The 7368-nt window shown below is 47.5% G+C and carries 5 protein-coding genes; 1 reads left to right on the top strand and 4 read right to left on the bottom strand.

All coding sequences use genetic code 11. From position 1 onward, the window contains the following. Positions 1-289: 289 nt before the first annotated feature. Positions 290-2527 (top strand): beta-glucosidase BglX, encoded by a 2238-nt coding sequence (gene bglX, locus DXD04_RS15050; protein ID WP_117674005.1) that lies wholly within the window; start codon positions 290-292, stop codon positions 2525-2527. Between the two features lie 69 nt (positions 2528-2596). Here bglX and murI read toward each other — a convergent pair whose 3' ends face one another. The 4 genes from murI to bamA form a co-directional block, all read right to left on the bottom strand. Continuing rightward, positions 2597-3442, bottom strand: coding sequence for a glutamate racemase (murI, locus tag DXD04_RS15045; protein ID WP_022052398.1), 846 nt, complete (start codon positions 3440-3442; stop codon positions 2597-2599). A 103-nt stretch (positions 3443-3545) separates the two neighbouring features. Further along, positions 3546-4100, bottom strand: a complete 555-nt coding sequence (locus DXD04_RS15040; RefSeq protein ID WP_022052399.1) for an OmpH/Skp family outer membrane protein — start codon at positions 4098-4100, stop codon at positions 3546-3548. An 80-nt stretch (positions 4101-4180) separates the two neighbouring features. Further along, positions 4181-4696: an OmpH/Skp family outer membrane protein gene (locus DXD04_RS15035; RefSeq protein ID WP_022052400.1), complete on the bottom strand. Its 516-nt coding sequence runs from the start codon at positions 4694-4696 to the stop codon at positions 4181-4183. 19 nt (positions 4697-4715) lie between these two features. After that, positions 4716-7367, bottom strand: a complete 2652-nt coding sequence (bamA, locus tag DXD04_RS15030; protein WP_117674004.1) for an outer membrane protein assembly factor BamA — start codon at positions 7365-7367, stop codon at positions 4716-4718. Between the last annotated feature and the right edge of the window lies 1 nt (position 7368).

Here is a 7368-nt window from a genome sequence, read left to right as displayed (position 1 = left end):
TTGTCAGGAATTAATCTTCAAACTGACAACTATTTTCAGTACACTTCAAACGCCAAAGCGTTTTGTTTGAAACGCAAGTTCGTTTTACTTCAAACGCCAAAGCGTTTCATATCGAATGCACTTGCGTTTTTTTAAAACGTACTTGCGTTCTGCTGGTGCGAAAATAAACCTCGTATTTCGGGCTCGTTTTGTTTGAAAAATTGATATTTTTGGAAGAACGAATTCTAAAAATTACGATATCTATGGGAAAAATAAGTCAGTTTGTAAAGGTGGGGCCTTGCTTTTAACGATGGCAGGATGTTCTTCACCGAATTCCGGGGGAAAGGATGCGGAGATGGACCGCTTTATCAGTGACCTGATGGGAAGGATGACCTTGCAGGAAAAGTTAGGACAGTTGAATCTGCCGGCTGGGAATGACCTGGTGTCGGGAGCGGTGAAGAACAGCAAGATGGCAGAAGCTATCCGGGCTGGAGAGGTCGGCGGCTTTTTCAATGTGAAGGGAGTGGATAAGATTTACCAGATGCAGCGTATGGCGGTGGAGGAAACTCGTCTGGGAATTCCTTTGATAGTGGGTGCTGATGTGATTCACGGGTACGAGACCATCTTCCCGATTCCGTTGGCCCTGTCTTGTAGCTGGGATACGGCGGCAGTAACGCGTATGGCACGCATTTCTGCCACGGAAGCCAGTGCCGATGGAATCAGCTGGACATTCAGTCCGATGGTAGACATCTGTCGGGATGCCCGCTGGGGACGTATTGCAGAAGGAAGTGGAGAAGACCCATACCTCGGTGCGCTGATGGCCGGAGCGTATGTGCGCGGTTATCAGGGTGACGGCATGAAGCAGAACAATGAAATCATGGCTTGTGTGAAGCACTTTGCGCTGTATGGAGCTTCGGAATCGGGACGTGATTATAATTCGGTGGATATGAGTCGTAATCTGATGTATAATGTGTACCTGGCTCCTTACAAGGGTGCGGTGGAAGCCGGAGTGGGCTCGGTGATGAGCTCGTTCAATACCATCAACGGGGTGCCTGCTACAGCCGACAAATGGCTGCTGACGGATTTGCTCCGCAATGAGTGGGGATTCACGGGTTTTGTGGTGACCGACTACAATTCAATTGGTGAGATGAAGGCTCATGGGGTGGCCGACTTGAAGGAGGCTTCTGCACGGGCGTTGAATGCGGGAACGGACATGGATATGGTGGCACATGGTTTCTTGCATACGCTGGAAGCTTCACTGAAGGAGAAGGCCGTGACGCAGGAGCGGATTGACGAGGCCTGCCGTCGGGTACTGGAAGCCAAGTATAAGTTAGGATTGTTTGAGAATCCTTATAAGTATTGTGATACGCTTCGAGGTCGCAAGGAACTGTTTACGGAGGCGAATCGTAAAGCGGCACGTGAGATTGCGGCCGAAACGTTTGTATTGTTGAAGAACGATGGTAAGTTGTTGCCTTTGCAGAAAAAGGGACGCATTGCATTAATTGGGCCGATGGCCGATGCGCAGAACAATATGTGCGGCACGTGGAACATGGATTGTCAGACAGACCGTCATGTGACGATGTACGAAGCTTTCCGTCGTGCGGTAGGTGATAAGGCTACGGTTTCTTATGCCAAAGGAAGTAACGTGTATTATAGTGAGCATATAGAGAAAGGGGCGGTCGAACCTCGTCCGCTGACACGTGGTGATGACCGTCAGTTGCGGGCTGAGGCTTTGCGCGTGGCGGCTTCGGCCGATGTGATTGTGGCTGCATTAGGTGAGAGTGCCGAGATGAGTGGAGAGTCTTCTTCTCGTACGGATATTCAGATTCCGGATGCACAGAAAGATTTGTTGAAGGCACTGGTAGCTACCGGAAAGCCGGTGATACTGGCTTTGTTTACTGGTCGTCCGCTAGATTTGTGCTGGGAGTCTGAGCATGTACCGGCTATCCTGAACGTGTGGTTTGCCGGCAGTGAAGCGGGCGATGCCATTGCCGATGTGATGTTTGGTGACATGTCTCCTTCAGGTAAGCTGACCACGAGCTTCCCGCGTGCGGTGGGACAGTTGCCGCTTTATTATAATCACCTGAACACGGGTCGTCCGGATACGGATGATACCACTTTTAACCGTTATGGCAGCAATTACATCGACCAGAGCAATGAACCGCTATATCCTTTTGGCTATGGTTTGAGTTATACCACTTTCCGCTACGGTAATTTGCAGTTGAGTGCCGAGCGTATGGCCAAGGGCGGTCAGTTGAAGGTAACCGTGCCTGTAACCAATTCCGGCGAGTGTGACGGAGTAGAGATTGTGCAGCTGTACCTTCACGATGTGTATGCAGAAATCTCCCGTCCGGTGAAGGAGCTGAAAGCTTTCCGTCGTGTGGCCCTTAAAAAGGGAGAGACGCAGAATGTGGAATTTGTGCTCGACGAGGATGATTTGAAGTATTATAACTCTCGTCTGGAATATGGATATGAACCGGGAGAATTTGAGGTGATGGTAGGTCCGGACAGTCGGAATGTGCAGCACGCGACTTTTGTGGCTGAATAGCAGTCAGGTCATATAAAACAAAAAATGGTCCGCCTTTGTGAGAAGATTCAGAGGCGGACCATTTTTGTGTTATTCAAGTTGGACATTGCGTACATGTACGTCTGTGCAGTGTAAGAATACCGAAGCCGATTCCCGGAATTTCTCGACCGATTCTGTGGTAAGAAACTCCCGTCGCTTGTTCTTGGAACAGCGTGCGTCCATGTCCGGATGACGCAACAGATAGTCTTTCAGGCTTTCGCTGACATACTCGCCTTGCGTTACCAGTCGGATGTGCGAGGGGGTGTACTGCCGTATCTTTTGCAGAAGCAGGGGATAGTGCGTACAGCCTAAAATCAGGGTGTCGATATCCGGATCTTTCTGCAGGATGGTATCAATGTATTTCTTGACGAAATAGTCGGCTCCGTCACCGTCGTATTCCTTGTTCTCTACCAGTGGCACCCACATGGGGCAGGCCATTCCTGTGACCTGAATGTCTGGAAAAATCTTTTTAATCTCCAGCGGATAGGATTCGGAGCGTACGGTGCCGGCTGTGGCCAGCAGGCCTACGTGCCCGTTGCGGGTGATTTCACCGATGCATTCCACGGTGGGGCGTATTACTCCCAATACGCGGCGGGTCGGATCCATGTGAGGAAGGTCGTTCTGCTGGATGCTGCGGAGCGCTTTGGCGGAAGCCGTATTGCAGGCCAGGATGACCAGCGGGCAGCCCAGCTCAAACAATTTCTTGACAGCCTGCAGGGTGAAGTCGTAGACCACTTCGAACGAACGTGTGCCGTATGGAGCACGGGCATTATCTCCCAAGTACAGGTAATCGTACTGTGGCAGTCGTTCGATGAATTTTCCTAAGATGGTAAGACCTCCGTATCCGGAATCGAATACTCCGATAGGGCCGGTGTGAGGGGCAGATAGAGGGTACATGGGAAAACGGTTGAAAGGTTTGAAAAGAAAAATGTCATTCAGAGAAATCTTTTGTGTGTTTCTCTGAATGACATGTAGTCAGTACGACAAAGAGTTTCTTTAATTACTGTGCAGGAGTTGCTGCAGGTGCTGCTGGAGTAGCAGGAACTGCTGTCAGGCTGATGCCCAATTTAGTCTTGATGTCGTTTGTAATATCTTTTGACTGAGCTTCGTCAATGTAAGGAATATCAGTACGGTTCAGGTCGAATACGTAAGTATAAGCACCTGCTTTACCTACAGCCTGTACGGCATCTTCCAGTTTTTTGTAAATCGGTTCCATCATGTCAGCGTATGCTTTCTGCAACTGCTGCTGAGCATCCTGCTGGAACTGCATACCTTTTTCACTCAGTTCCTGCAATTCTTTCTGGCGGCGTTCCTGAATGTTCTGCGGCAGGTTCTTCTGTTCCTGCTGGTATTCTGCATATTTCTTGTTGAATTCGTCAGAAGCACGTTTGATTTCGTCCTCATATTGTTTCTGCATAGTCTGGATGTCTGTCTGTGCCTTTGCGTATTCCGGCATTACTGGGATGATATCCATTGATTTAAAGTGCGCAAATTTTTGTGCGAATACACTCATCGGTGCGATGAGTAAAAGTAAAAAAGCAATTTTCTTCAACATAATCTCAAGTTTCTATTTGTTATTAATTAATTCGATGTATAAAACAGGGCTTATTATCACCCGGTTGCAAATGTATAAAATTAATTTGAATATCCTAGTTTTGCAAGAACCTCATTGCTTATATCAATGCGTGGAGAAGCAAAAATCATGCTCTGTGCCGAGGCACGGTCTATTACGGCATCGTATCCGCGCTGGGTAGCAATTTCTTTCACTGCATTGTAGATGGCATCCTGAATCGGAGAAATCAGCTCCTGGCGTTTCTTCATCAGTTCACCTTCCGGTCCGAAATATTGCTTGCGGAGCTCTGCCGCTTCTTTCTCTTTGGCTACGATAGCTTCCTCTTTGCTGGTTTTCTGAGTAGCAGAAAGCGTGTTGGCGCTTTTCTGGTAATCTTCGTACAGCTTCTTCGCTTCATTGGCTTTGGCCTCAATCTGGCTTTGCCATTGCTTTGACAGTGACTCCATCTGTTGGTTGGCCTGTTGATAAGAAGGTATCTGCTTGAGGATATACTCCATATCTATCAGGGCGAATTTCTGTGCTGAGGCCATGCCTACGGCGGCCACTAACAGCATAACGGATAAAATGAGTCTCTTCATAATCATTGGTTTTTAAGTGTTAGAATTCTTGTCCGATGATAAAGTGGAACTGGCTTCCGCTGTATTGCATTGAACCGTCAATCTTGTCGAAACCGTAAGCCCAGTCAATACCCATCATACCAATCATCGGCAGGAAGATACGTACACCGAATCCGGCAGAACGTTTCAACTGGAAGGGGTTAAAGTCGGTCACGTTGTTCCATGCGTTACCTGCTTCCACGAAGCCCAGTGCATAGATACTGGTAGAGTTTTCCAGCATCAGCGGGTAGCGGAGCTCGGCACCCAGACGGATGTAAGCATAACCTTCACTTCCGTACGGAGTCAATGAACCGTTTTCATATCCACGAAGGGCGATGGTTTCGGATGCGTAGTTATAACTGTAACCAGTCATACCGTCACCTCCCACGTAGAAGGTTTCAAACGGTGAACGTTTGTATTTGTTGAAGTGACCGAGGATACCGAATTCTGTACGGGTCATGATAACCGGACATTTCTGGATATCCATCAAGGCTGTATAAGTCTTGGCTTTGAATTTCCACTTGTGGTATTCAATCCACTTGTACATGCTGGCAGCATCGTGGTAGTTGTCTTTACCGTAAGTAGAGTAGTCCTTCTTGCTGAACAGAGAGTACGGCGGAGTAATCTGCAAAGAAGCCGAGAATTCTGAACCGTAACGCGGGAAAATCGGGTTATCCGTAGAGTTACGTGACAAGGTCAGGTTCAAGCTCAGGTTATTACAGTTACCGGTGTTCATGTACTGTCCGTTGTTCAGTTTGATATAGAGGTAACTCCAGTCTTTCAGCATGAATCGCTGGTAAGACAATTCAGCCGACAAGGTAAAGTAGTCATCCGGCCAGCGCAGACGTTTACCCCATCCTACAGATACACCGAACATCTTGATTGACTTGTCAGGGTCGTAGTAAGATTCGTAGTTGTCATAATAGTTTCCATAACCTCCGTAGTATCCGTATCCGCTCAACATGTTGTAATAGTTGTTCATGTAAGCAGAGTTGTAATACTGACTGCTCACGTCGGTCTGGATAGAGTAGAAGGCCGAAACAGAGAATGAGTTCGGGCGCTTGCCGCCAAACCATGGATCGAAGAACGATACACTGTATGACTGATAGTAGCGTCCGTTGGTCTGCCCACTGATGGTCAGTGTCTGTCCGTCACCTTGTGGCAGGATACCGCGGTAGTTGTCGTTTTTGCGGAACAAGTTCGCAAATGAGAAGTTGGTGAACTTCAAACTCAGCTTACCGATGATACCAGTCTGTCCCCAACCAGCAGAGAATTCCACCTGGTCGTTGGCTTTTGATTCCAGTCCCCAGTTGATGTCGACTGTACCGTCCTGGAAGTTCGGCTGTACATCCGGTTTGATATTTTCAGGGTTGAAGTGTCCCATCTGTGCAATTTCACGGTAAGAACGTTCCAGTGCTTCCTTACTGAAGAGGTCGCCCGGACGTGTACGCAACTCACGACGTACGATGTTTTCATACAGACGGTCATTACCGTTGATGCGTACGTGGCTGATACTGGCCTGCGGACCTTCGGTGATACGCATTTCCAGGTCGATAGAGTCACCGTCAATGTTTACTTCCACCGGATCGAGGCGGTAGAACACATATCCACGGTTATAGTAGTTGTTACCGATTGCATCTTCATCATTAGAGATACGGTCGTTCAGCAACTTCTGGTTATATACATCACCGCGTTTCATGCGGAGCTGTTCGTTCAATAGGTCAGAAGGATATACCGTGTTACCTACCCAGGTGATGTCACGAAGGTAATATTTCTGTCCTTCGTAGATTTTCATGTAGACATCTACCGTTTTTTCATCGTATGGCGATACACTGTCTACTACAATCTGTGCGTCACGGTAACCCAGCTCGTTATATTTATCGATGATTTTCTGCTTGTCTTCTTCGTAACGTTCATTGATGAACTTCTTGGCACGGAAAAGGTTAATCAGCTTACCTTTTTCGTTGGTCTTCTTCATGACACGCTTCAACTTCTTGTCAGTTAGTACCTCGTTTCCGTCAATGGTAATCTGGTGGACTTTGACTTTAGCTTTCTTGTCAATGTTCACATCTACATATACCTGCTCCTTGTTTTCCGGGTCTTCGCGTTCAATGATGTTTACTTCCGCATTCTTGAAACCTTTTTCGTCAAAATGCTTCTTGATCAAAATCTTGGCACGGTCAATCAAGTTCGGTGTAACCTGAGTACCTTTTGCCATACCCAGTTTAGCCTGCAAATCCTCACGTTCACTCTTCTTCACACCGTGAATCACGATGTCGGTAATACGCGGACGCTGTGTCAGCTGGATAGACAGGTAGATTTTATTATCTACAATCTTATCCGCAGTGATTTTCACGTCAGAGAACAAGCCATGACGCCAGTATCTTTTTACGGCCGAGGTGATGTCATCTCCCGGTACGGTGATAGTTTGTCCGACAGCCAAGCCGGAAATACCTATCAGGACATAATCCTCATAGTTCTTTACTCCGCTGACCTTGATGTCGGCGATTTCATATTTTTTAGGTGTTCCGTTGTAAAGGATAACTGGCTTATCGCTTTGTTCAGTTGTATTATTGTCCTGTGCATATCCCCCCATTGGAGCAGACGAAAGACATGCAGCAATCAATAGGATAAGTGAAAAACGGTTTTGCATT

Origin of the sequence: Phocaeicola plebeius (assembly GCF_003437535.1) — a bacterium.
GTDB classification, from domain to species: domain Bacteria; phylum Bacteroidota; class Bacteroidia; order Bacteroidales; family Bacteroidaceae; genus Phocaeicola; species Phocaeicola plebeius_A.
This window is presented reverse-complemented; position numbering and strand designations above follow the sequence as displayed.

Bases quoted from the DNA above. Each gene is read 5' to 3' on its own strand.
- bglX (WP_117674005.1), top strand. From the start codon at position 290: ATGGCAGGATGTTCTTCACCGAATTCCGGGGGAAAGGATGCGGAGATG.
- murI (WP_022052398.1), bottom strand. From the start codon at position 3,442: ATGTACCCTCTATCTGCCCCTCACACCGGCCCTATCGGAGTATTCGAT.
- DXD04_RS15040 (WP_022052399.1), bottom strand. From the start codon at position 4,100: ATGTTGAAGAAAATTGCTTTTTTACTTTTACTCATCGCACCGATGAGT.
- DXD04_RS15035 (WP_022052400.1), bottom strand. From the start codon at position 4,696: ATGAAGAGACTCATTTTATCCGTTATGCTGTTAGTGGCCGCCGTAGGC.
- bamA (WP_117674004.1), bottom strand. From the start codon at position 7,367: ATGCAAAACCGTTTTTCACTTATCCTATTGATTGCTGCATGTCTTTCG.